At 48.3% G+C, this 22,036-nt stretch carries 24 protein-coding genes, 1 other RNA gene, 2 pseudogenes and 1 riboswitch; of the genes and pseudogenes, 23 read left to right on the forward strand and 4 right to left on the reverse strand.

The genetic code is table 11. The features are described from left to right. The 19 genes and pseudogenes from KHX94_RS16120 to KHX94_RS16205 all read left to right on the forward strand — a co-directional run bounded on the left by KHX94_RS16120 (nt 1) and on the right by KHX94_RS16205 (nt 15,610). On the forward strand, nt 1-786 hold the full coding sequence (locus tag KHX94_RS16120) for a flagellar motor protein MotB (RefSeq protein WP_244859201.1): 786 nt from the start codon (nt 1-3) through the stop codon (nt 784-786). Next, nucleotides 759-1,007, forward strand: coding sequence for a hypothetical protein (locus KHX94_RS20685; protein WP_244859202.1), 249 nt, complete (start codon nt 759-761; stop codon nt 1,005-1,007). The genes KHX94_RS16120 and KHX94_RS20685 overlap by 28 nt, the downstream gene beginning before the upstream one ends. Beyond that, nucleotides 1,004-1,432 (forward strand): hypothetical protein, encoded by a 429-nt coding sequence (locus KHX94_RS16125; RefSeq protein ID WP_213681398.1) that lies wholly within the window; start codon nt 1,004-1,006, stop codon nt 1,430-1,432. Before KHX94_RS20685 ends, KHX94_RS16125 begins: the two co-directional genes overlap by 4 nt. After that, nucleotides 1,425-1,916, forward strand: a complete 492-nt coding sequence (locus KHX94_RS16130; RefSeq protein ID WP_213681399.1) for a hypothetical protein — start codon at nt 1,425-1,427, stop codon at nt 1,914-1,916. Before KHX94_RS16125 ends, KHX94_RS16130 begins: the two co-directional genes overlap by 8 nt. A 226-nt stretch (nt 1,917-2,142) precedes the next feature. Continuing rightward, nucleotides 2,143-2,295, forward strand: a pseudogene (locus KHX94_RS21555) (hypothetical protein); the annotation flags it as partial. Nucleotides 2,296-2,300: 5 nt separating this feature from the next. Next, the gene (locus tag KHX94_RS21235) at nt 2,301-2,429 is read left to right on the forward strand and encodes a hypothetical protein (protein ID WP_280529585.1); all 129 of its coding nucleotides are present in this window, start codon (nt 2,301-2,303) and stop codon (nt 2,427-2,429) included. 35 nt (nt 2,430-2,464) lie between these two features. Continuing rightward, nucleotides 2,465-3,391 carry a flagellar type III secretion system pore protein FliP gene (gene fliP, locus KHX94_RS16145; protein WP_244859462.1) on the forward strand — a complete coding sequence of 309 codons (927 nt, stop codon included), beginning with the start codon at nt 2,465-2,467 and terminating at the stop codon, nt 3,389-3,391. Next, on the forward strand, nt 3,388-3,657 hold the full coding sequence (locus KHX94_RS16150) for a flagellar biosynthetic protein FliQ (RefSeq protein WP_213681400.1): 270 nt from the start codon (nt 3,388-3,390) through the stop codon (nt 3,655-3,657). Before fliP ends, KHX94_RS16150 begins: the two co-directional genes overlap by 4 nt. Beyond that, nucleotides 3,654-4,433: a flagellar biosynthetic protein FliR gene (gene fliR / locus KHX94_RS16155; RefSeq protein WP_213681401.1), complete on the forward strand. Its 780-nt coding sequence runs from the start codon at nt 3,654-3,656 to the stop codon at nt 4,431-4,433. Before KHX94_RS16150 ends, fliR begins: the two co-directional genes overlap by 4 nt. 2 nt (nt 4,434-4,435) lie before the next feature. Then, a complete protein-coding gene (gene flhB, locus KHX94_RS16160) occupies nt 4,436-5,569 on the forward strand; it encodes a flagellar biosynthesis protein FlhB (RefSeq protein WP_213681402.1) in 1,134 nt (377 codons plus the stop codon). Between the two features lie 17 nt (nt 5,570-5,586). Then, nucleotides 5,587-7,657 (forward strand): annotated as a pseudogene (locus KHX94_RS16165) (flagellar biosynthesis protein FlhA). 142 nt (nt 7,658-7,799) lie between these two features. After that, nucleotides 7,800-7,887, forward strand: a riboswitch (cyclic di-GMP riboswitch). 131 nt (nt 7,888-8,018) lie between these two features. Then, nucleotides 8,019-8,882, forward strand: a complete 864-nt coding sequence (locus KHX94_RS16170; protein WP_213681403.1) for an OmpA family protein — start codon at nt 8,019-8,021, stop codon at nt 8,880-8,882. Then, nucleotides 8,879-10,183, forward strand: a complete 1,305-nt coding sequence (locus KHX94_RS16175; RefSeq protein WP_213681404.1) for a sigma-54-dependent transcriptional regulator — start codon at nt 8,879-8,881, stop codon at nt 10,181-10,183. Before KHX94_RS16170 ends, KHX94_RS16175 begins: the two co-directional genes overlap by 4 nt. Before the next feature lie 22 nt (nt 10,184-10,205). Further along, entirely contained in the window at nt 10,206-10,517 is a 312-nt protein-coding gene (fliE, locus tag KHX94_RS16180) for a flagellar hook-basal body complex protein FliE (protein ID WP_213681405.1), read from the forward strand. Nucleotides 10,518-10,527: 10 nt separating this feature from the next. After that, nucleotides 10,528-12,168 carry a flagellar basal-body MS-ring/collar protein FliF gene (gene fliF / locus KHX94_RS16185; protein WP_244859203.1) on the forward strand — a complete coding sequence of 547 codons (1,641 nt, stop codon included), beginning with the start codon at nt 10,528-10,530 and terminating at the stop codon, nt 12,166-12,168. Between the two features lie 203 nt (nt 12,169-12,371). Next, nucleotides 12,372-13,268: a FliG C-terminal domain-containing protein gene (locus KHX94_RS16190; protein ID WP_244859204.1), complete on the forward strand. Its 897-nt coding sequence runs from the start codon at nt 12,372-12,374 to the stop codon at nt 13,266-13,268. Nucleotides 13,269-13,271: 3 nt separating this feature from the next. Beyond that, the gene (locus tag KHX94_RS16195) at nt 13,272-13,898 is read left to right on the forward strand and encodes a FliH/SctL family protein (protein WP_213681406.1); all 627 of its coding nucleotides are present in this window, start codon (nt 13,272-13,274) and stop codon (nt 13,896-13,898) included. Continuing rightward, nucleotides 13,888-15,213 carry a FliI/YscN family ATPase gene (locus KHX94_RS16200; RefSeq protein WP_244859205.1) on the forward strand — a complete coding sequence of 442 codons (1,326 nt, stop codon included), beginning with the start codon at nt 13,888-13,890 and terminating at the stop codon, nt 15,211-15,213. The genes KHX94_RS16195 and KHX94_RS16200 overlap by 11 nt, the downstream gene beginning before the upstream one ends. Further along, nucleotides 15,200-15,610: a hypothetical protein gene (locus KHX94_RS16205; protein ID WP_213681407.1), complete on the forward strand. Its 411-nt coding sequence runs from the start codon at nt 15,200-15,202 to the stop codon at nt 15,608-15,610. The genes KHX94_RS16200 and KHX94_RS16205 overlap by 14 nt, the downstream gene beginning before the upstream one ends. 76 nt (nt 15,611-15,686) lie before the next feature. Here KHX94_RS16205 and KHX94_RS16210 read toward each other — a convergent pair whose 3' ends face one another. Next, nucleotides 15,687-16,268 carry a YceI family protein gene (locus tag KHX94_RS16210; protein ID WP_213681408.1) on the reverse strand — a complete coding sequence of 194 codons (582 nt, stop codon included), beginning with the start codon at nt 16,266-16,268 and terminating at the stop codon, nt 15,687-15,689. Nucleotides 16,269-16,509: 241 nt separating this feature from the next. Further along, a complete protein-coding gene (locus KHX94_RS16215) occupies nt 16,510-18,105 on the reverse strand; it encodes a sensor domain-containing diguanylate cyclase (protein WP_213681409.1) in 1,596 nt (531 codons plus the stop codon). Nucleotides 18,106-18,446: 341 nt separating this feature from the next. Here KHX94_RS16215 and KHX94_RS16220 point away from each other — a divergent pair, with 341 nt between their 5' ends. Together KHX94_RS16220 and KHX94_RS16225 are read left to right on the forward strand one after the other, a co-directional pair. After that, a complete protein-coding gene (locus KHX94_RS16220) occupies nt 18,447-19,367 on the forward strand; it encodes a C-GCAxxG-C-C family (seleno)protein (RefSeq protein WP_213681410.1) in 921 nt (306 codons plus the stop codon). Between the two features lie 179 nt (nt 19,368-19,546). After that, nucleotides 19,547-19,870, forward strand: a complete 324-nt coding sequence (locus KHX94_RS16225; protein WP_213681411.1) for a hypothetical protein — start codon at nt 19,547-19,549, stop codon at nt 19,868-19,870. A 247-nt stretch (nt 19,871-20,117) separates the two neighbouring features. Here KHX94_RS16225 and ssrA read toward each other — a convergent pair. Beyond that, nucleotides 20,118-20,472, reverse strand: a transfer-messenger RNA (tmRNA) gene (ssrA, locus tag KHX94_RS16230). 103 nt (nt 20,473-20,575) lie between these two features. Next, nucleotides 20,576-21,058 (reverse strand): SsrA-binding protein SmpB, encoded by a 483-nt coding sequence (gene smpB / locus KHX94_RS16235; protein ID WP_213681412.1) that lies wholly within the window; start codon nt 21,056-21,058, stop codon nt 20,576-20,578. Nucleotides 21,059-21,260: 202 nt separating this feature from the next. Between smpB and KHX94_RS16240 the strand changes: the two genes are divergently transcribed. Together KHX94_RS16240 and KHX94_RS16245 are read left to right on the forward strand one after the other, a co-directional pair. After that, entirely contained in the window at nt 21,261-21,698 is a 438-nt protein-coding gene (locus KHX94_RS16240) for an SRPBCC family protein (RefSeq protein WP_133038995.1), read from the forward strand. Then, complete coding sequence (locus KHX94_RS16245; protein WP_283104936.1) at nt 21,685-22,023, forward strand: RnfH family protein; 339 nt, start codon at nt 21,685-21,687, stop codon at nt 22,021-22,023. Before KHX94_RS16240 ends, KHX94_RS16245 begins: the two co-directional genes overlap by 14 nt. Nucleotides 22,024-22,036 lie beyond the last annotated feature (13 nt).

The raw sequence follows: 22,036 nt of genomic DNA on the forward strand, positions 1-22,036 counted from the left end.
ATGAATAACGGTGAAACTCAGATTGTTGTGCGTAAACAACGCCGGGGTGACCATGGCGGTAAGCATGGCGGCGCCTGGAAAGTTGCTTTTGCTGATTTCACGTTAGCGATGATGGCTTTCTTTATGGTGATGTGGTTGATGCAGGTTTCTAGCAAACAGGAGCGTTCACAGTTAGCCCACTATATGCGTACCCATTCGGTGTTTGATGGTAGCCCTAACTTCTTTGAGCCACAAAATAGTCCTTACCCGGTCGATTTAGGTGGCTCGCCTTCTATCATCGACAGTGAAGCACCAAATCGCTTGCCACCGGATAATCCCATGCCTGGCATGTCGGAATACCTGAGTGTCCCCAAAGGCAAGTTAGACCCCGCCGCCGGGCAAGGTAAACAACTTAATTCAATGATCGATGGCACCTTTGCCACGGCAGAGGAATTGAGCCTGTTATTACAGAATTTTCAAGATATTGCCGAGAAAAAACAGGCCGAAACTAACCTGTTGGTAGAAGTTATTCCTTCTGGATTGCGGGTGATCATCAAAGATGATCGTCATCATCAGATGTTTCCGCGTGGTGAAGTCGACATGACGCCGTTTTTTGAAGATCTGTTGTTTAGTCTTGGCTCCGTCTTTCAAAAAGTGCGCAATCAGGTGATCATCTCTGGTCACACCGATATCACCTCTTATAGCAGCAGCGCTTATAGCAACTGGGAATTGTCTGCCGCCAGAGCACTTCAGGCCAGACGATTGTTGGAAGCCGGGGAATGCCGGCCGAACGCGTCGAGCAAGTGAATGCTTTTGCTTCAACCCGCTTACTGAACACAGAGAATAAAACCAGCAGCGAAAATCGCCGGGTCGAGTTGTTGATCCTCACGCCCAAAGCCGAAAAACAGCTTAATGAGTTGTTTTCATCAACGGCGCCCAGCGATAAAGCGGCACCTGCCGTTGTCGATGCTGCTAATAAAGCTCAGGCCAATCAGCCAGTAACCAGAATGAGTGAAATGCAGCGATGACGCGAACGAGTAATGACCGTATTTTCAAACGTCACGATCTGACTAAAGAACTGACACCAACAGATGAACAGCATGATGGCATTGCGGTGCAATTGTACTGGCCACTGGTGATTGAATGGTACGTCTGTAACGCCATCATGAAAGATGTCGGGCTGGGCGGTGCGGGCTTATTGGTGCCGCTGGATAAGAAAATTCCCAGTCGGCTCATCGTGGAAATCGCCAGCACTATTCGGATCAAGGGGCGAATTGTGTATCGGCGCCAGGTCAGTGAAAGATTGCAGTTTATTGGTATTGACTGGCGGCGCGAAACCGACAGCAAGCGTCGACGGGTATTAAAAGTTGCCGGCATGTTGATGCAGGACAAAGTGAGATCGAAACGCAGCAAAGCCAAAATGTCTGAAGCGGAGGACAGCGAGCTTGAGTAAGAAAAAGAAACCCCGTGGACTTATCAGTGGCGAAAGTGCTGCCATGTTGCAGGTATTTCCGCTGACCCGCGACCAGCGCTGTCAGCAGCGGGCTGCCAAGGCTTTCAGTGAGTCTAAAACAGAGCTAAGAGATGTATTACAGAACGCCTTATCACAGTTGATCAGCGGCCTGAGCTTTGAGGTAGAACTGGCACTATGTCAGGGATGGGGCACAGATTTTCTGAGTGCAGAAGCCAGTAAGCTGATGATGAGTTGTGAGTTGCCAGCGGCTAACAACGCGAAAGCTTATATGACGTTAGATCATATGGCGGTGCAACATCTGGCCGATTTATGCCTGGGTGGCAAGGTGAGTAAGCTGGAGGAATCCCGTAGCGAGTTGACGGTCACCGAACTGCGCATTGCGACCCGGACCTTTAATCGCTTATTGGGCAGTATTCAGGAATATATCTGCGACCAAAAAGCTTGCCGATGGCCGAGCCACTGAAGCAAGTGCAAGAGCTTAAACCATTTTCTTATCTCATTATCAAAGTCCGGATCGTGTTGGACGACGATGTGATCAGTTGGTTCTTGAGCCTGCCAGTGAGTATGTTCCCGCAAGTGGCTGATGGCCCAGCGGTGGCTACAGCGTCAGAACAGCCGCTATTACAAACACAGTGGCAAAAATTTTTGGTGCGTGGTCGGGTAGTGATGGCTGAAAAAAGGTCAATGTCAGACAGCTACAACAGCTGTTACAAGGGGAGTTCATGCCCATGTCACTACAGGATTCGGCCAGTTTCAGACTCGGCGGTAAGCAACTGTTTTCAGGAAAAGTAGCTCAGGAAGATGGGCAGTTGGCATTTCAGGTAACACAAACACAAGAGTGACACATATGACAGATAATTTGGATGCGGCATTGGCGGAACTGGATGCACTGGATATTGATGAATTTGCCGATGGTGAAGTCTCTCAGGCAAAAGCGCTTGCGGCTGATATGACTTTTTCCGCGATGTACCGCTGACTATCACGCTGGAAGTCGCTAGCACAGAGCTGACACTGGGGGAACTCAGTAAAGTCCATGACGGTGATGTATTGCCATTGGACAAGGCGGCGGGAGAACCACTGGATGTAATGGTGAACGGTGTTGCTTTTGCTAAGGCAGAAGTGGTCATGGTTGATGGCCATTACGGTATCCGCTTTTACCACAGCCTGCGGCTGATGAAACCGTTGCCGATGAGTAAAACTGTCATACGTAGTGGGTTGTTACTGCTGGGGCTGGCATGGTCATTCGCTGTCAGCGCTCAAGATGTGACTTTGTTTTCACTGCATAATACCGCAGACGGACAGGACTATAACGTCAAGTTACAGATCCTGTTGTTGATGTCGCTGCTGACGCTGCTGCCGGGCATTTTAATGGCGGCGACCTCCTTTACCCGGATCATTATCGTACTGGCAATTTTGCGGCAAGCCTTGGGATTACAGCAAAGTCCTCCTAATCGCGTATTGATTGGCATCGCCTTGATGCTCACCATGCTGATCATGCGGCCAGTGTGGCAGGACATCTACCAAAACGCTTATAAACCATTGCAAAGCGAGCAGATCACCACCGAACAGGCGCTCGAACGGGCGGCGGTGCCGGTGCGTAAATTCATGCTGGCGCAAACCCGTGAAAATGAGATGCAGCAAGTGCTCAGAATCGCTGGTGAGCCCAGCAATCTGAAACCCGAAGACGTGCCGCTGGATGTGTTAGTCCCTGCTTTCTTGTTAAGTGAGCTGACAACGGCGTTCCAGATTGGCTTTATGCTGTTTATTCCGTTTCTGATTATCGATCTGGTGGTGGCCAGTGTCTTGATGTCGATGGGGATGATGATGTTGTCACCGCTGATCATCAGTTTACCTTTCAAGTTGATGGTATTTGTGCTGGCAGATGGTTGGTCGATGGTCGCGGGCACTCTGGCGGCAACTTTTGGAGCTAACTGGTGAGCCCGGAACTGGCAGTACAACTTATTGGTGATGCCGTAGTCACTATCATCAAGATATTACTGGTTGTTATCACGCCAGGCTTAGTTGTGGGGATAGTGGTTGCTATCATCCAAACCGCGACCTCAGTACAGGAGCAAACACTTACATTTCTGCCGCGTATGTTAGCAACTTTGCTGGTGCTTATCTTTGCGGGCCACTGGATGCTAGAAACATTAACTGACTGGTTTGCCCGTTTAGCGCAGTTGATCCCAGGTGTTTTCGGATGACATCGCTGATTTCGGTTACCGGTAGTGATGTCTTGCATCTTTTAGGCACTATCTGGTGGCCTTTTGTACGGTTGTCGGCATTTTTCTGGGCGATGCCAGTAATGGATAACCCCGCATTACCCGTAAGAACTCGGATTTTATTGGCGTTTTTTTTGGCGTTTGCGTTAGCTGGACAAATCCCCGCAACCCCGGATGTGGATCCCTTTTCACTCTCCATGGTGGCATTGGCAATCGAGCAGATCCTGTTTGGATTGATCATGGGACTGGTGATGCGCATGTTGTTTGAGGTGTTTACGCAGGCCGGCCTTATTCTGTCGATGCAGATGGGGTTGTCGATGGCAATTGTGATGGACCCAGGATCTGGTAATCAAGTATCGCTGCTCGGCAATCTGTTGTGGTTAATGATGGTGTTGCTGTTTTTTGCCTTGAATGGACATCTGCTGGGATTGCAGATGCTGGTGGATAGTTTCCAGCTATGGCCCGTAGGGCACAGCCTGTATGAGCTGAATTTTGCCTCTGTGATCAGTATGTTTGGTTGGATTTTTGCGTCTGCGCTGGTGGTGGCTTTGCCAGCGGTAATCGCAATGTTATTGGTCAATATGACGTTTGGTATCGCCAGCCGCTCAGCACCTTCGCTGAACCTGTTTACCTTTGGTTTCCCGGTGACACTGTTGCTGGGCTTTATGGTGGTATACCTGACTTTCGCTCAGGCGGGCAGCGTATTTTCCAATCTGTTGTTTGAGGCTCTCAACGTGATGCGGCAGTTGATGGAATAGCGATGGCTGATAACAATAGCTCACAGGAACGTACCGAAAAACCCACCGAGCGACGCCTTAGGGAAGCGCGTAAAGAAGGGCAGGTCGCCAGATCCCGAGAACTGAATACGGCGGTGCTGATGATGATCGGTATTGCTGCATTTTTATGGTTTGCCGATGGCTTGATGCAGATGTTTCTGATTGTTATGCGGCAAGCCATGCAGTTGGATCAGTCCTTGCTGCATGACACCCGGCAAATGGAGTTAACTTTGTCGGCGGCATTGCTTGAGATGCTAAAAACGCTAGTGCCAATGCTAACGGCGATTTTTGTGGCTATGTGGATAGCCGCCTCGTTGCCTGGCGGTATTATTTTTTCGTGGAGCCTGTTGGCATTTAAAGGTAGCAGACTGAGTCCCCTCAAAGGGCTCTCCAAGATCATGGGCAAGAGCAGTCTGCAGGAGTTGTTAAAGTCGATCATCAAGATCTGTTTATTGATGGGCTGTATGATCGCATTTTTGTTGCAGCTCGCTAAGCGTCTGGTGGCTTTGCAGAGTCAGCCGTTACAGATATCTGTGCATGAGGGGCTACAACTGTTATTTCTGACGCTGCTGTTAATGGCAACGCTATTGCTGTTAGTGGCGGCGATTGATATTCCGTTTCAGTACAAAAGCGTGATGGACAAGGTCAAGATGACCCGTCAAGAAGTGAAAGAAGAGCGCAAAACTTCTGATGGTAACCCTCTGATCAAGAACCGTATTCGGCAGATCCAATACCAGTTTGCTCGTCGCCGCATTGAGGAGCGAGTGCCCAAGGCCGATGTGATCATCACTAACCCTACCCATTTTGCGGTGGCATTACGTTACTCTGAAAAGGATGCCAAGGCACCGTATGTGGTAGCCAAAGGGGTTGATGAAATGGCGTTGCGTATTCGTGCCATTGGGACGCAACATCAAAAGGAAATTCTGGAGATCCCGGCACTAGCGCGGGCGATTTATTGGTCAACTCGGGTGGATCAGGAAGTGCCCGCAGTACTGTATACCGCGGTCGCCTACGTGTTGACTTATGTGGTGCAACTGAAGGCTTATAAGGCCGGGCGTGGCAGCAAACCCGCACCGATACCTGAACTGAAAATTCCCAAGAATTTAGCTAAGAATTAATACGTTGGAGAAGACAATTGAACTGGCGTAACCTCACCAGACCTTATACTGCAATTCCGATTTTGTTGCTGGCTATCCTAGCAATGGTGATCCTGCCATTGCCATCCTGGGTGCTGGACACGCTGTTTACCTTCAATATTGTCCTGTCCATTATGGTGTTGCTGGTGGCAGTTTCTAGTCGTAAACCGCTAGATTTTTCAGCATTTCCCACCATTTTGCTGGTTGCCACCCTGATGCGCCTGACGTTGAATGTGGCATCAACGCGTGTGGTATTGCTCCACGGCCATGAAGGCGCAGATGTTGCCGGACGCGTGATCCAGTCGTTTGGTGAAGTGGTTATCGGCGGCAACTATGTTGTGGGTATCGTGGTGTTCGCCATCTTGATGGTGATGAACTTCGTGGTGATCACCAAAGGTGGCGAACGTATTTCTGAGGTTGCTGCTCGCTTTACACTGGACGCCATGCCCGGTAAGCAGATGGCCATTGATGCCGATCTCAACTCTGGGCTGCTTGGACCAGAACAAGCCAAAGCCCGCCGCATAGAAGTCTCTCGGGAAGCCGATTTTTACGGCTCGATGGATGGTGCCTCTAAATATGTGCGTGGTGATGCGATTGCCGGATTAATCATCCTGGTGATCAACTTGATCGGTGGTGTCAGTATCGGGGTGTTCCAGCATGATTTGAGCATGGGGAAGCCTTTCAGCGCTTTGCACTGCTCACTATAGGTGATGGTTTGGTCGCCCAGATCCCATCGCTGCTGCTGGCGGTGGCGTCTGCCATCATAGTTACCCGCATGAACGATGATGAGGATATGTCAGAGGCCGTCGGTGGACAGCTGCTGGCATCGCCTAAAGTCGTCGCCACCGCTGCCGGTATCATGATAGTGCTTGGCATCGTGCCAGGTATGCCGATACTGGCCTTTGGTAGTTTTGGCTTAGTACTGTTCTATGTGGCGTGGCGGCTATATAAACGGGCGCCTGCCGATGACTTGTCACAGGTCGAAAAGCTCACAGAGACTATTGCTGAAGGTCAGCAACCACTTAGCTGGCAGGATATTCCCCATGTCGATCGGATTTCCGTCGAGCTGGGTTTTATGCTGGTGTATCTGGCGGAAAAAGAGAAAGGGGAAGAGCTTATCAGCACCCTGCGTGGTATCCGCAAGACCTTGTGTGAGCAGCTGGGATTTTTGCTGCCTGAAGTGCGGATCCGCGACAATTTAAAGCTGAATCCTCAAGAATACCGGATATTGCTGTCAGGCGTCCCAGTGGCGGGGGGACGTTGAAACCACAGCAACTGTTGGCACTGGATACCGGAGAGGTCTATGGACAACTCGATGGCGAAATTACTCGCGATCCCGCTTATGGTCTGAACGCCGTATGGATCAAAGCAGAAGATAAGTCCCGCGCATTGAATATGGGCTATTCCGTAGTTGATCTGGCGACGATTGTCGCGACGCATGCCGGCAAAGTTATCAAAGGTGCGTTGGATGAGCTGTTTCTGTTTGAAGATGTTAAGCATTTCAATAAGCGTGTGAAAGATGTCGCGCCTGAGCTGGCGGCCACGCTGGAAAAAGTGTTATCAGAAAGCATTCAACTTAAGGTTTTCCGCTACCTGTTACGGGAGTTGGTGTCGATAAAAGATGCGGTGACTGTTGCCAGTACCTTAGTTGACAGCGCTGACATCACCAAAGATCCCATATTACTGGCGGCCGATGTGCGTTGTGCACTGCAACGGGCGATTACCAGGCAGCTAATGGGCGAACGCGATGAACTGGCGGCTTATAGTCTGGACAGCAAGCTGGAACAGACGCTGCAAAGTTCATTAAATCAGGCAATGCAGGCTGGGAAAGTGGCCTTGGATAGCTTCCCGGTGGCTCCCAATCTGCTACAACAGTTTCAACGGATGATGCCCGTGGTACAGCAAGAGATGCAGAAGCAAGGGATCACGCCGGTATTGGTGGTGATCCCGCAATTGCGTCCTTTATTGGCCCGATATGCGAAGACCTTCACACATAATGCATTGGTTGTACTTTCTTACAATGAAGTTCCTGACAATGTCAGGGTAAATGTGTTAGGCGCATTAGGATGAGTCAAAAAAACGTCTTTATTTAGGGCAATGACAAAAAAAGTGTAAAAATACTATGAAAGGATGTTGCTTATTGGATTAGCTTATAATACTTTAGCCCAACAAATGCAGCGTTCTGTAAATTTGCTACAGAATTATTGCTAAGACAATTAAATGGCAAACCAGATGAAAATCTGGGACGCAAAGCTTCCGGTCTACGTTTGTTACACAAATATGATAGCGGGGTTACATTAACTTAGCGGCAGATCATCTCTGGCTTAATGCCTGCCTTTCTTCCGCTTGTTTTTAACTTTATTGGACAAATATTTTATTGGCCAGTGAGTGTTATGGGATAGAAATGTCTTTTTCGTATTGGAGAGTTATTGTGCCAGCACTTTTTATGCTGCCATCAATAACGATAACGAATGTATCAGCTAAGGATCGCTGGCAACAGGCTTATGAAAATGGAATTTGGAATATAACGTCAAATAAATTTAGATGCGCCTTATCCCAGAATTTAGAAGGCGTAGCAGAATTGTACGTTATTCGAACGCCTGAATATAAAACACGATTAATTCTTAATCTACAATCCCCAGAAACAGCCATCGCTTCAGCCAAGGTGAAAATTAAACCAGCTGACTGGAAGAACATCACCAACAATGCGGATTATCAGCCTGTCTATGATGGATATGTAGATGATTTTTCATCAGTTTATGACAATATTGGCAGCGAAGTTTTAGATGCGATAGCGGCCGGTGATTGGCTTGATTTTGAACTAAATTCGGAAGGTAATAGTAAAGAAATAATATTTACTAATACTCATGGTTTATCAGCGGTAACCGCTTTTCGTGAATGTTTGTCTGATATGGCACCCATTTCATGGGAAAGTGCCAGAGAAAATGATTTTTTCTTTGAAAAAGGCAAAAAAAATATTTCTTCGCAACGTGACATTAAAAAACTTAAAAATTTAGTACGTTATATTCAATTAGATGGGCACGTTAGCAAAGTTTTGGTCGATGGCTATACCGATAATGTGGGAAATAGTATCGCTAATCGGCAACTTTCCCAACAACGGGCAGATGATATCGCCTCAAGATTAGTTGAATTTGGTTTAAAATCCTCGCTGTTGGAAGTGCGAGCCCATGGGAATCGTTATCCTGTAGTTAATAATGACGACAATGAACAACAATTAAACAGAAGGGTATCAGTAAGACTAATCCGCAAGGACAATGGAGTAGTAAAGCAATGAAAGATAATTGTGTCTTGTGGCTGTCAGGAAAAAAGCCAAAAGCTAATGAGCTTGCCTGTTTCAGCGATGAATCATTATATTTAAAACATGCAAAAGACCTTTATCTTGATGGGTTAACTGAACAGCCGGAAATTATATTTATTGATTTTGTCAATTATCCGAATATTGTTCAGGACTGGGTTCGAAATATCCATCATCGTTTCCCGTCCACCCCGATAGTGGTGATCGTCGAGTCTTCTCAAAGCCAACTGGCCTCCGACGCTTTGTCTTGTGGTGCCGTTGACTATCTGTTGCGGCCTTTCAGTTGTGCCCAACTGCTCACCTCGGTACGTAATGCGCGCTTCATGCTGAAAAACATGAAGGATATGGTGGCGGTATCACAGGCCAGCCAAAAAGTGTTGCGACTCGCTAATCGTGCAGCACAGACCAATAACACCACTGTTCTTATCCAAGGTGAATCGGGGACCGGCAAAGAAAAACTGGCGCAGTTTATTCACCAGATGTCAGCTCGGCGCGATAAGCCTTTTGTGGCCGTTAACTGCGCGGCAATTCCTGAGAATATGCTCGAGGCCATGCTGTTTGGTTATGCCAAAGGCGCATATACCGGAGCCGTCAATTCTGCGGCTGGCAAATTTGAGTTGGCTAACGGCGGCACCCTGTTACTGGACGAAATCTCTGAGTTGCCCTTGGAGTTGCAGAGTAAATTGCTGCGTGTGTTGCAGGAACGGGAAGTGGAGCGGCTTGGCAGCCACAGCAAGATTAGCCTGGATGTCAGAGTCATTGCTTCTTGCAACCGAGATTTGCGTGAGTTGGTCAGTCAAGGCGCATTCCGTGAAGACCTTTACTATCGCTTGGATGTCTTGCCATTGTGCTGGCCAGCATTGCGACAACGCATGGACGATGTGATCCCGCTGGCACAGTATTTCATCCGTAAATACGGTGAAGACCGCTATTACCTCAGCGATGCGGCCCGGGAAGTGCTGATGAGCTACAACTGGCCGGGCAATGTGCGCGAACTGGAAAATGTGATCCAACGGGCGCTGGTGATGGCCCGCGGTATGGAACTGCAAGCCGAAGACTTAGGGCTACCACTGTTGCAGCTCAGTCGTGATGAAGCGCCAGGGAAACGTCTGCAACACACGCGTAAACAGGCAGAATTCGAATATATCTACGATTTACTTCAACGTTTTAATGGGCATCGGAGCCGTACCGCCGAAGCATTGGGCATGACCACCCGAGCATTGCGATACAAACTGGCGGCAATGAGAGAAAACGGCATCGATATTGACGCCATAGCATGAATAACAGACAGGTACATTGAACATGGAACCAATAGCAACGCAGAGCCTTTTGCTCAGCCGTATGGATCAGATGGAACAGGTGGCCGAGAGTGGAGCCATTGCTCCCGCGAATAATCACGGTATCCAGCAGGATTTTATGCAGGTGGTGAGAAATGTTAACGCCCAGCAGAATCTCGCATCGGAAATGATGCAAGCGGTCGATACCGGAGCGTCTCAGGATGTCGTCGGGGCTATGGTAACCAGCCAGAAGGCCAGCCTTAGTTTCAATATGTTGATGGAAGTACGCAATAAGGTTCTCGATAGTATCGACGACGTTATGCGTATGTCTCTGTAGGTGGTGATTGATGAAGGGTGTAGTGGCAACCAAGGATGAACATTTTGCGGGTAATGGCGGATTAAAAGAGAAAGTGGTTAATCTGTCAGGCAAGTTTGGCTGGCCGCAGAGTGGTGATAGAAGCTTGGCGTCCATCGCACTACTGGCAACGCTGGTAGCTGCGGCAATCGTGATTATCTTATGGACCTCGGCCAAAAACTATGTGCCGCTTTATGGTAATCAGGAGCATTACGATAAAGCCAGCATCTTGGAAATCCTCGACAAAGAGAAGTTTCAATTCCGTATCGATACCGATACCGGCAACATTATGGTGCCACAGGATAAATTGGCAGATGCTAGGATTACCTTGGCCGCTCGTGGCATCAAAGCGGCGCTGCCTGATGGCATGAATAGCATCAACAGCAAGGTGCAAATGGGCACCAGCCAGTTTATGGAAACCAAACAGTACCAGCACGCCCTGGAAGGGGAACTGGCGCGCACCATCATGAATATGACCGGCATCCAGAGTGCGAGGGTGCATTTGGCGATCCCTAAACGCAGCCTGTTTATCGGCCGTAAAGAGGAACTCCCCGGCGCTTCGGTAATGATTGACCTTGCCCCTGGCTATGAACTGAAACAGCAACAAGTCGAGGCTATCGTTGGGCTGGTGGTGGGCAGCATTCCCGGCCTTGATCGGCGCTCTGTATCTGTGGTCGATCAGAAAGGCGAATTGCTCACCGCAGAACTGTTCGATGATTCTCCTGTCGGCAAGGACTCCAGCAAGAAACTGCAATTTATCAATAAGCTGGAGCAAGATATCGAACAGCGGGCCGCCATCATGCTGTTGCCAATTGTTGGTGAAGGCAATTACCGTATTCAGGTGTCAGCCGATGTGGATTTCAGCGTCGTTGAAGAAACCAAGGAAACGCTTGATCCAAATACCGTGGTGAAGTCAGAGAATACCAAAACCGGTTCTTCTCAGGACGATTTAGCCATGGGTATTCCGGGGTCACTGGCAAATAATCCGCCAGTTGCCAACCCCAATGGTCAACAGGCAAAACCCGATGTCAATGGCCGTACCAGCCAGAAGCAAGAAGCGCAGCGTACATTTGATAATGGTCGTTCTGTCACACACACCCGCTATGAAGTCGGGCGGCTAAAATCGATGAGTGTGTCAGTGCTGGTGAATGATGCCGCAGCAGGTAAAACCGGCTGGACCGATGCACGACTGACATCGCTAGGGAATATGGTGCGCACTGCCACCGGTTTCAATGCGGACCGCGGTGACAAATTCAATATCTCCAGTTTTCAGTTTGTTGAAGCAGATGTTGCTGGCACGGTTGACGCTACTCCGTGGTGGCAGTTGCCGATTATGCGGGAATATGCCCGTTATCTGTTTGGAACCTTGATTGCCTTAGCATTGATTTTCTTTGGGGTTCGACCGCTGGTGAGCCATCTGATTAAAGGTAAGCGCCAAAATAGTGAGCCGAGTTCGCAGTTACTGGCACAGCAACGTGGCAGTGGCGATAAGAGCGACTTTGATGCGGCAACCCCAGCCCAGGCGGCGGTGGTCGCTGCGGATGGCTCTAAACCTCAAGATAAAGCGCTCGCCGAGGATGAAATGCCCACCATGGCTTTACCCAAAGCCGGAGCACTTTTGAAGAGCAGGTAGCACATATGCAATACCTGGCTAATAAAGAATCAGACCGTGTTACTGCGGTAATTAAAACCTGGGTAGAACGGGGAATAGAAATTGAATCCAGCAAGTCCTGAATTCGTCAAAGAGTTATCTGAACTCGACCAAGCAGCCATTTTATTACTGAGCATGGGGAAGATAACGCCGCCAATGTGATCCGGCGGCTTGGTAAGGGCGAAGTGAAAGCTTTATCAGAACGGATGGCAAAAATTGCCCATATTACACAAGAAGATATGAGCCAGACGCTGCAGCATTTCTTTGACAGTTATCGTAATGAAAGTGGTGTCAGTGGCGCGTCACGCCGTTACTTGGAAAAAGCCCTGGATAAAGCGGTTGGCCGTAAGCTGGCGCGCGGGATGCTTGATGATATCTATGGCGTCACGTTAATTGAAGAGTTACGTCGCCTGGAATGGGTGCCAGCAGAACTGATCGCCCGTTTTCTGGAGCAGGAACATGCACAGATGCAGGCGCTGATCCTGGCTTTTCTACCGCCAGAACAGAGCTCCGCCGTACTGGCATTGCTGCCACAAGAGCGCCACGAAGATCTGCTATTCCGTATCGCCGGCATGCGTGAAGTCAGCGAACATATCATTGATGATTTACGTTTTGCGCTGGATCGTTGTATCGAGTTCGTTGGTCAGCAAACCGGTGCCAGAGTGGATGGCGTTGAGAAAGTTGCCGAGATTGTTAACCGTTATAACGGCAATAAGGCCGAGATTATTACCCTGTTGCGGCAGCACGATAAAGAAACGGCGATTGCGATTGAAGAACGGATGTTCGATTTCGAAACCATCGCCTTGCAGACCGAAGACGTGCGTGCCCAGTTGATGAATGAAATTTCTGATGAACTGTGGATTGTGGCGCTTAAAGGCGCGAAAGCCGAATTTATTCAGTCCATTCTGCAGGCATTACCCAAACGTCTGGCACAGGTTTACCAACAGCAGCTTGACGGCTTAGCACCTCAACCGGTGAAAAAAGTGGAAAACGCTCGTGCAGAGATCATGAAGACCATTCGCCAGATGATGAGTGAAGGCACCATCGATTATCGGCTCTATCAGGAAGATGTGCTGGGGTAATACATGTCAGATCTGTTCCAGTTTCCGGCAGTTGTTCGGCAGGAGTCGCAGTTAACACTGCAGCAGCGGCTTGATGATGCCTATCAAAAAGGTGTTAGTGATGGTCGGTTAGCAGGTGAACAGCAAGGGCGACAGCGCGCAACTGATGAACTCAGAGCAGAGATGGAGGCGCAGTGCCAGCAACAATTGCAACAGCAAAAGCTCACCATAGAAGCCGATAACCGCCAGCAGTTGGCGCAACTGATGAACGGCGTCAAGTCACAGCTCCGTATCAACGCGGCGCAGCTGAGCGAGGATCTTTACACTTTGATCCACGAATTGGCGCAGACGGTCATTGAAAGCGAATTATCGGGACAGCCTCAGTCCTATCTCACCGCTATTGAAAGCACGTTAGAAGCCCTGCAAGGGCGTGACATCATTACCGCCATCAGTGTTGCCGCTAGCGACAATCAGTGGCTGAAGAATCAAGGGGTGACGGAAGTCGATGGCATTCCTTTTCGGGTGGATGAATCTTTGCCAGCAGGACAGGTGCAGTTTGAAGGTGAAGCACAGTTACATCAACTGTCATTCCGTCAGCGCTTGTCCGAAATTTTACAACAGATAAAGCCGATATTGACCGATGCAGACTGAATGGCAACAGCGCTTACGACTGGCGACAGCAGCTATTCGCCCGCCCCATAAATTCAGTAGTTATGGGCGCTTGCTGAGTATTAATGGCCTAACATTGACCGTTCAAGGTGGTCGGCTGTCGCTTGGGCAACGTTGCCAGGTTGAAGGTCAACAGCAGTGGTTTGATGCCGAAGTGATCGGTTTTGATCAGGAACAGGCGTTTCTGATGCCATTGGCCGCCGTTTCTGGGCTTTATGCTGGCGCTAAAGTGCGGGTGACCGAAAATTCTGATCTATTGCCGGTGGGTGATTCGTTAATGGGACGCGTTGTCGATGGTCTGATGCGCCCGATTGATGGTCTCGGAGAGATAGATGCACCAAGGCAAGCGTTATATGCTCCACATCTAAGCCCCATGCAACGGCGCGGGGTAGAGCAACCGCTTGATGTGGGGATCCGAGCGCTCAATGGCCTGTTTACCGTGGGCAAAGGCCAGCGTATTGGCTTGTTTGCTGGCTCTGGCGTCGGCAAAAGTAAGCTGCTCGGCATGATGACCCGCTATACCGCCGCCGATGTGGTCATTGTGGGATTGATTGGTGAACGCGGCTGGGAAGTGCGTGATTTTATTGAAAATGCCTTAGGGCCGGAAGGCCGTAAAAGCCATTGTCGTTGCGGCACCGGCGGATCAGTCCCCTTACTGCGCCAGCGTGCGGCGGAACTGAGCCATAAGCTTGCGGCCTATTTTCGCGATCAGGGCAAAAATGTATTGTTGCTGATGGATTCTCTGACCCGTTATGCCCAGGCCCAGCGGGAAATTGGTTTGTCTCTCGGCGAGCCACCAGCAACTAAAGGTTATCCGCCATCAGTATTCAGTAAGCTCACCAGCTTGGTGGAAAGCTCCGGCAACAGTAACAGTTCCCGCGGCAGTATGACGGCCATTTATACCGTACTGGCGGAAGGGGATGATCCACAAGATCCCATCGTCGATAGTACTCGCGCCATCCTAGATGGTCATATCGTGCTGCGTCGTTCTCTGGCCGAGCAGGGCCACTTCCCGGCGATTGATATTGGCGCTTCTATCAGTCGTGTGATGCCACAGATAGTGAGCGATGCACATCTTAACGCCTGTTATAAGCTGAAGCGGTTATATGGCCGTTATCAGCAGATCCAAGAACTTATTCCGCTCGGAGCCTATCAGAAGGGCGAGGATACGGAGCTGGATGCCGTGGTGAAACGTTTCCCGGCTATCGAAGCCTTTTTATGCCAGGGGCTGAATGAACAGTCAGCTTATGCTGACAGTCGTAAGCTGTTAATGGAGTTGGTGAATGAGTTCGCTTAATCAGTATCTGGAATTACAGCGGCAGAAATTTGAGCGTATGCAGAGTCGCCGCCAACAGTTATTACAGCATCAGCAGTTAGAACAGAGCCGTTTTGAACAGTTGCTAGAGCATCTGGATGCTCTAGCCGTCAATGGTGGCGGCTCGGCGCTTTATCTGCAGAACATGGGCGATATCAAAAACCAGATGCATCGGCTCTGTGAACAGCAACAACAACGGGTTATGGAAGCATCTCAAGAATACCACTTGCAGCAACGAGCCTGCTTACAACAGGCAAGCTTTAATCTGGGGCTGCAACATATGCTAGAACGGCGAGCAGATGAGGTTAAAAAGCAGCAACAGTTACAGGAACAAAAACAGTTGGATGAACTGGTGTGTAACTATCATTCTCGCGGGTGAATTAGTTCACTTCACTAAAAAAGAAAACCATCTGCAGGGACGAAGCAGACGGCCTTCTTAAAACGGTTTCACAAACTTACAGGGTGCTAGCTTCAGTAGTGATGTGAATGGTCACTTCATCGCTAACGTAAGGTACGTACTGACCCATATCAAAATCAGAACGTTTAATGTCGGTAGTCGCATCAAAACCTACGGTAGGTTTTTTCTTCATTGGATGCTCACCTTCTTTATTCAGCTTGGCGTGCAATACCACTTCTTTGGTAATACCTTTGATGGTCAGTTTACCGGTAACGTCGTATTCATTAGTGGCGGTCTTTACCACTTTAGTGCTGTCGAAAGTTGCTTCTGGATGACCTTCAGCATCAAAGTATTCCTTCGCCAGAAACTCTTTAGTTAGCGCTGGTACCCGAGTATCTACAGTTTTTACTGGGATCTTTACGCTGACTTTTGACTTGCTTGCATCGGCATCGTCGAAGTTCAATGTGCCGGTGACATCGCTGAAGCTGGCGGTTGGGTTAGAAAAACCAAAGTGATTCCATGACACAACTACGCTGGTGTGAGTAGGGTCCAATTGGAATGTTTCAGCCATGGCACTAGCGCTCAGGCTAGCAAAACCTGCAAACGCAACACTCAAAGTAACTTTTTTCAACAGATGCATATATTCCCTCTTTGGTATCGTTAACCGGTGATCTCTGCAGCCGGTGTTAATGGGTTGGAATCCTTGCCGTGATGATACTGATTAGCAGTGATCCCGGTTGCTATTTATACTACGTTCTAAAAACTTTAAATCAACGGCGAAATTTCGCATAAATATTTCGAATAATTGCAATTATTAAGGTGCTCTTGATGTTTGCCTAGCAGGCGTTTGTTCCCGGTTAATCCACGAACTATTGTCAGTGTTAAGCGACTTCATAGCGGTTACGACCATTGTCTTTAGCAATATAAAGTGCGGCATCGGCCCAGGCAAATAGGGTTTCATATTCAATAATGGTATCGGCAGGTTTGGTGGCAAGTCCCACCGAAATGGTAACCACAGGGCTGGCGGTTGACATCTGATGCGGAATCGCTAGCTTGGCAACGGCCTGACAGAGGTTGGCGGCAACCACCGAGGCTTCTTCTTTGCTAGTGTTTTCCAGTACGAGTACAAATTCCTCTCCGCCGTAGCGACATACCAGATCTGTCGCTCTGTGGGTGCTTTCTTGCAGGGCAATGGCTACCTGTTGCAGCACTTTGTCCCCCATGGCATGACCATAAAAGTCGTTGTAACGTTTAAAAAAGTCCACATCAATCACCAACATGGCGAGTGGTTGTTTCCGGCTGGCTTCCGTGCTGCGAAGTATTGCCAGATATTCATCCAAAGAGCGGCGATTAGCGAGTCCGGTTAAGGCATCTGTATTACTCAGATCCTGTAATGTCCTATTTTTCTGCGTGAGTTTCTGTTGCTGCTGACCTACTAACTGAAACATCTGGTCAATCAGTCGACCCAGTTTATGGATTTCATTATGGCCTTGCAGATTGGCTCTGGCGGAATAGTCGTTGCTGAAATTTACATAGCTGATGGTTTTCAGCAGATGGCGGATGGGTCTGACTAATTTCCGACTGATAAACAGGTAGAGTAGCAGCAGGGTAAACACTGATACGACAATTCCAGCAGTAAGGGCAGAATTGAATAGCGCTTCATCATATAGTCTCGGGCTTTGGGGAATGGCAAAGATGAGTAGCAGCTGGTTGTTCATGCCAAGGACACCTAGGTACAAGTTCTTATTCCAAGGCTTAACCTGTATTTCATCCGTATGCAGCAGAGCACTGACGTAAGGTGCAATACTGGTCATTTGCTCTGGTGCAATAATCTGGATGTCGTTATTGATAGATAGCATCAAATCATCAATGAAATTGTTGTCCAGATAACGCCACAATAATAGAGTGCCAGCACTGGGGCCTTGTTCTAACGAGGGTGCTAGGCTCTGGCTGATAGCTACAGCAGGTTTGCCGTTAACCGTAATAAAGCTGGTTTTTGCAACAGGCATTAATTGATTTTGTTGAACGTCTGCAGTACTTATCAACAGCTCTGTTGCTATGGCTTGCGGAGCAGAAAACATCTCAACTGCTATCGGTTGCAGGTTGTTATCAACGCTCATTCCTGCCAAAAGCTGCTGTTGACTGTCGTAAAAGTACAGCCCGTTGATGGACAAATGCTGAAATGAAGGTTTAAGCAAAAAGTTGTCTTTAAACCATTGGCGATCTTGAATCATGGCTTTTTGATAAGATTCATCCCAGACACCATTATCGTAGGCAATGTTCTGTAGCCGCTTGAGCTGCATCTGCAAAACGCCCTTGAATCGCTGGATCTCCAGTCTGTCATTATACAGCGCCAAATGTGAAAACTGTGGCAGGGTCCACCAGTAACGGATCATCACCTGCGCCGATAGGATAGCAAAACATGCTAGCGCAGCTGCGAGCAGCAACTGTGACCTTAAGCTGGATCTTTTCGTCATGCATTCAGCCCTCAGGTATGTAACATCTTGTTAAGCTGTCGTTCCCTGCTAAGCCAAGTATAGAAGTTAATTGCTTATTGTTGCGTTGCCTTCTGTTATCGCGGCATATCTTTTGATACAGCAAGGTACTGATAAAAACCTGAGTTTGATTTACCTCATTACATGAAAAAATCTTCTAAAGATTTTTTCATGAATCATCTATAAATCGTATTTGATCACATTTACGCCACAACAAAGCATTTAATCTAGCATATGCCAGTAAGTAGTTGATTTAATTTATTTTAATTATCTGCAATTCGCATTTCTATAAATTGCAAAATAACTAATGTGGGGTGATGAACATGAACGTAAATCGACGTCAGGCTATGGGGCAGATTATCGGCTTGGTGAGTGTTGCTGCAGGTGGGGGCATCATGGCAACGGCTATGGCTGCAGATTCTTGTCCAGGAGATACCTCTATCGGTATCGGCAGTGAAGGTAGCAGTGATTTGGCGGCTAACCTGCTGACTTATGTCAAAGTTGATCCGCTCGCGGTAGCAAAACGTGCCTATGAAGACTACGGCAAAGGTGGTTGTATGTACGGGGTCTTTGATGCCATCGTCAAGGAACTCGCAGCACAAGGGCACGAAGATGCCTGCAAATTTGCCGCAATACCTACCAATATTACCGTTTATGGTGGCGGTGGGGTTGCCGGTTGGGGCACCTTATGTGGTTGTGTGAATGCGGCCGCAATGGCCATCAATATGTTGGCGGGCGTTGACCGCACTAAGGTTACTCGTTCCGTATATCATTATTATGAAAGCACTTCTATGCCACGCGGCGATAGCGAATTTTTGAGCGCTATTGGTGCGCCTACTCGTAAAACCGATGCCGGCGAACTGCTGACCGCCGATATGATTGGGCAGTCGGTGGCAAAATCGATCCTGTGCCATACCTCAGTGACCCTTTGGTCTAAACAAAGTAAGTTTGGTACTAGCCATCAGGCAAAACTGGAGCGTTGTGCCCAAGTTACCGCGGAAATAGCCTATATTACGGTCGATTTCCTCAATAAAGCCTTGGATAACACGTTGGATGTGGCTATTGCAGCTGACGGAAATAGCGATTGCGCTGTTTGTCACAGTAGCACTAAACGGGAGCCAGACACCTACTTTGCTACGGATGTTAACGCCCAGATGGAATGCCAAACTTGTCATAGTGAACATGATGTCACTGCGGGGCTGACTGGGGCACATGAAGGTTTCACCTGCAGCGACTGCCACTAGGAGGCGGTGATGAAATATCAAAGTCTAATCATAATCTCAGCCTTAGCAGCGTTAGGGGCTGTGGCTCGGATGATAACGATACTGATGTAACGCCAACACCCGAACCGAGTTATGTATCTATCAACGATGCGACCAGTCTTAACATAGTGGTCGACAAGATTGATAGTACAAGTAAAGCTGTGACGTTTTCACTCACTACCAATGATGGCGCACCCGTTACCGATGCGGGTAGCAATTATACCGTTATGTACCTGAATATTCCTGGTGCGCAGGTTTCGGCATTTTCCATCCCTTGGCATAAAGGCGTGCGTTTTGCCTGCAGTGACAGCACTGATACCTGCAGTGGCACTCTAAGTGCAACGGATACTGCTGGAAAATACCAATTCACACCTGGTAGTTTGGAACAACTGGGAACTGTTGCCGGACAATTGAAACTGGCTATCAATATAAGCGGCGCCTTGGCAGAAACCAAAACTGATCTGTTAGATATTCCTTCCTCTTAACGTTTAATTAGCTACTGAAGTATTTGCCCGGCATTTGCCGGGCTTTTTTAATTGGGCTATTACCTCATAATCAGTACATCTGTTGATGAGGCGTTGCTTATATCACCAGATATGATTTCGCTGATACAGATAGCTTGGAATAGACGGCATGAACGGCACTCCTGTAGCACAAAATGTAGCACAAAAGTGTCAGCTCCAGATAAAGAAAAAGGACTGAAACCGTAATGGAATCAGTCCTTTAGGAAGGTGGTGGAGGCGGCGGGACTTGAACCCGCGTCCGGAACACCTACATTCAGGGCCCTACATGCTTAGTCTCTCTTTTATTTAACCGGTTAAACTCCGAAAGACAGGATTTCAAACGGTGAGTTTGGTACTGTTTCGCGGTTCACCCCCAAACAAGGTTCCCTCGCTAGCACGATGTAAGGTGACCATCAAATCCACTGCCCATGTGCGAGACCTGTGGTAGATGGCTAGCGGCATTAAGCGGCTAGAGCGTAGTTATCGTCGTTTGCAACTATAACTTTGCGGCTTTTAACGAGGCCAACCGCCCCTCGGCATGCTCCCGGAGTTTCGCGAATCCCGTCGAATCCAGAATCGCCCCCAAGATTTGTCAATTGTAACCTTTATTGTGGTTGTTCACCAAGTTTTCAAGTGCAGGCTACACCTGTTTGCTGGTTATCCGAGCAACTTATGGATAATCCACAATTATTTTTTCATCATTCGGGCTTTTTCGATGGCCCAGTCACGCTGTTTGATATCTTCGCGTTTGTCATGGGCCTTTTTACCTTTACCCAGACCTATCTCTACTTTTACCCACGCACCTTTGCGCCAGTACATGGATATTGGCACGATAGCATAACCTTGTCGTTCAACCTGACCTGCCAGCCTGTCGAGTTCTCTGCGATTCAGTAACAGCTTACGCGGCCGTGTTGGATCACAGATAACATGAGTAGAAGCGGTATTCAGTGGCGTGATGGTACAATTATGCAGAAAGGCTTCGCCATTTTTCATTTGCACAAAGCTTTCTGACAGATTGATTTTCCCTGCACGGATCGATTTTACTTCCCAACCCATGAGCGAAAGTCCCGCTTCGATTTTTTCATCGAAACGAAATTCAAAGGTAGCACGCTTATTGCGGGCGATTGTGGCCGGCTGCGCGCCTTTATTTTTTGCATTCTTCTTCACCATAGGCCCGCTATTATACGCAGCCACTATCATTTTGGAATTAGCCAACAACACTATTTTAAGTAAATTCAAACACTCGATATCTCAGATGCGCGCTTTTTGAACGGTTGTTATACAGGTGCATAGCTAGCCGAGGGTGCGTTTTATTGGCTACGTGTTAAAATTCGGCACTGATTTTTTATCCACCTTGGGGAAAAGTAAGCGGATGCCACATGTTTCGCGAAATATTCTGGTACGCTACAGCGCACAACAGATGTATGAACTAGTAAATGACGTAGAGTCTTACCGAGAGTTCTTGCCAGGCTGTGTTGGGGGTAAAGTGCTAGAGTTCGATGGCCGCACTATGGTGGCATCTGTCGATATTAGCAAGGCGGGGATCAGCAAAACGTTTACTACTCGCAATCAAGTGGTCCCTGGTAAAAGCATTGAGTTACGGTTGGAAAATGGCCCTTTTAAACATCTTCATGGCAGTTGGAAATTTACGGAACTGGCGGAAGATGCCTGCAAGGTTGAATTCGAATTGGATTTCGAGTTTGCTAATAGTCTGGTGGGAATGGCCTTTGGGCGTGTGTTTCGCGAGTTAGTCACTTCCATGGTTTCCGCTTTTACGTCGCGAGCAAAGGAGGTTTATGGTGTCAAATGAAGTCGCTGCATTTTCTGTGGACATTATTTATGCGTTGCCACATCAGCAAAAAGTGATACCCGTTTCAGTGCTTCCTGGAACTACGTTTATCGAAGCGGTAAGGAAAAGTCGTATCGGTGACTTTTTCCCAGAACTGGATCTCGAACATATTAAGTTGGGCTGTTTTAGCCATGTGGTAAAAGCAGATGATGTGCTCCAACCTGGGCAACGGGTAGAAATTTATCGGCCGCTGATAGCTGATCCCAAAGATGTCCGGCGTAAACGGGCGGAAAAGGCTAAAGATGAAGGGCGTATAAATAAAACGACAGGCGCTAAAATCAGTTAGCACCATAATTATA

This window comes from Shewanella dokdonensis (assembly GCF_018394335.1).
Taxonomy (GTDB): Bacteria; Pseudomonadota; Gammaproteobacteria; order Enterobacterales; family Shewanellaceae; genus Shewanella; species Shewanella dokdonensis.

Bases quoted from the DNA above. Each gene is read 5' to 3' on its own strand.
- KHX94_RS16120 (WP_244859201.1), top strand. From the start codon at position 1: ATGAATAACGGTGAAACTCAGATTGTTGTGCGTAAACAACGCCGGGGT.
- KHX94_RS20685 (WP_244859202.1), top strand. From the start codon at position 759: ATGCCGGCCGAACGCGTCGAGCAAGTGAATGCTTTTGCTTCAACCCGC.
- KHX94_RS16125 (WP_213681398.1), top strand. From the start codon at position 1,004: ATGACGCGAACGAGTAATGACCGTATTTTCAAACGTCACGATCTGACT.
- KHX94_RS21235 (WP_280529585.1), top strand. From the start codon at position 2,301: ATGACAGATAATTTGGATGCGGCATTGGCGGAACTGGATGCACTGGAT.
- fliR (WP_213681401.1), top strand. From the start codon at position 3,654: ATGACATCGCTGATTTCGGTTACCGGTAGTGATGTCTTGCATCTTTTA.
- flhB (WP_213681402.1), top strand. From the start codon at position 4,436: ATGGCTGATAACAATAGCTCACAGGAACGTACCGAAAAACCCACCGAG.
- KHX94_RS16175 (WP_213681404.1), top strand. From the start codon at position 8,879: ATGAAAGATAATTGTGTCTTGTGGCTGTCAGGAAAAAAGCCAAAAGCT.
- fliE (WP_213681405.1), top strand. From the start codon at position 10,206: ATGGAACCAATAGCAACGCAGAGCCTTTTGCTCAGCCGTATGGATCAG.
- fliF (WP_244859203.1), top strand. From the start codon at position 10,528: ATGAAGGGTGTAGTGGCAACCAAGGATGAACATTTTGCGGGTAATGGC.
- KHX94_RS16195 (WP_213681406.1), top strand. From the start codon at position 13,272: ATGTCAGATCTGTTCCAGTTTCCGGCAGTTGTTCGGCAGGAGTCGCAG.
- KHX94_RS16200 (WP_244859205.1), top strand. From the start codon at position 13,888: ATGCAGACTGAATGGCAACAGCGCTTACGACTGGCGACAGCAGCTATT.
- KHX94_RS16205 (WP_213681407.1), top strand. From the start codon at position 15,200: ATGAGTTCGCTTAATCAGTATCTGGAATTACAGCGGCAGAAATTTGAG.
- KHX94_RS16210 (WP_213681408.1), bottom strand. From the start codon at position 16,268: ATGCATCTGTTGAAAAAAGTTACTTTGAGTGTTGCGTTTGCAGGTTTT.
- KHX94_RS16215 (WP_213681409.1), bottom strand. From the start codon at position 18,105: ATGACGAAAAGATCCAGCTTAAGGTCACAGTTGCTGCTCGCAGCTGCG.
- KHX94_RS16220 (WP_213681410.1), top strand. From the start codon at position 18,447: ATGAACGTAAATCGACGTCAGGCTATGGGGCAGATTATCGGCTTGGTG.
- smpB (WP_213681412.1), bottom strand. From the start codon at position 21,058: ATGGTGAAGAAGAATGCAAAAAATAAAGGCGCGCAGCCGGCCACAATC.
- KHX94_RS16240 (WP_133038995.1), top strand. From the start codon at position 21,261: ATGCCACATGTTTCGCGAAATATTCTGGTACGCTACAGCGCACAACAG.
- KHX94_RS16245 (WP_283104936.1), top strand. From the start codon at position 21,685: ATGGTGTCAAATGAAGTCGCTGCATTTTCTGTGGACATTATTTATGCG.